The organism is Paraburkholderia sp. LEh10 (assembly GCF_017814945.1).
Lineage (GTDB): Bacteria > Pseudomonadota > Gammaproteobacteria > Burkholderiales > Burkholderiaceae > Paraburkholderia.
On record NZ_JAGIPX010000147.1, the window covers coordinates 1 to 1,204 of the forward strand.

1 protein-coding gene is annotated in these 1,204 nt (G+C 69.2%); it reads right to left on the reverse strand.

All coding sequences use genetic code 11. The annotated features are described in order from the left end of the window. A partial coding sequence (locus J8I87_RS42990) for a glycosyltransferase family 4 protein (RefSeq protein WP_209938688.1) occupies positions 1 to 1,204 on the reverse strand: 1,204 nt, incomplete at both ends.

The following is a 1,204-nucleotide window of genomic DNA, read 5'->3' on the forward strand; positions in this document are numbered from 1 at the left end:
GCGACATTCGCCAGAATCCTCTCAACCCCCTCCACATACGCCCGCGTACCGAACCTGCCCACCGCCGTCTGATACCCGTGTCCAACGAGCCGCTCGCGCAGCGCCAGATCCGAGCGCAATCCAGCCAGCGTATCGGCAAGCGCATGCGCATCACCCGGCGTGCACAGCAGACCATTCACGCCGTCATCGATGATCTCCGTCACGCCGCCCGCACGGGCCGCCACGACGGGCCGCCGCGCCAGCATCCCTTCCACGATCACGCGGCCGAACGGCTCCGGCGTAATCGACGTGTGCGCGACGACATCGACGGCGCACATGCACGCGGCCACATCATCCTGAAAGCCGAGGAAATGCACGCGCTGCGCGAGCCCATGCGATGCGACGAACTCGCGCAAGTGCGCCTCATACGCGTCTTCGCCAAAGAGCGGCGCGCCCACCAGCACCGCATGCATCTGCGGATCGAGCACCAGTGCCTGAAGCAGCACATGCTGCCCCTTCCAGCGCGCAAGCCGGCTGAACGAGCCGACCAGAAACGCATCCTGCGGCAGGTTCAGCCGCGCACGCAGCGTGCGTTGCGGCACCTCGCGCAGCGCATCGAACGGCGCCGCGGAGATCCCGTTGAACACCACATCGATACGCCCGTCGCCGAAGTTCGTCAGCCCGGCAAACGCGCGCGCCGACGCCGCCGAATTGGCGATCACGTGCGCAAGGCCCAGTTTCGCGCACCATTTGATGATCGCCAGCTGCGTCCTGCCGAAGTGCTCGGGGCTCACGATGTCGCGTAGATGCCAGACCACCGGGCGGCGCGCCAGGCGGCCCGCGAGCGCGCCGATCACCATTGCACGCTGCGTGTTCGCATAGATCACGTCGCTCTCGCGCGCCCGCGCGACGGTGGCCCGCACCAGCGACGCGACGCCCTTCACCGCCTTCGCCAGCGGCGGCGTGCCGCCCTGCTTGCGGATATCGCGGGTCGCGCCGGGATCGAGCACGTCGACGGCGACGCCTTCGCGATGCAGGGCCGCGCGAAACGGTCCGTCATCGAACAGCACGACCTGCACGCGTGCCCTGAGCGTCTTCACGATTTCCAGCAGCGACAGCTCCGCGCCCCCCAGCACGCCGCTCTGATCGATCGCGAGCACGCGCAGCGCGCCCGATGCCGGCGCCGGCCCGCTGCCGCTCGCGGCCCCGCTGTCGGTCCCGCTGT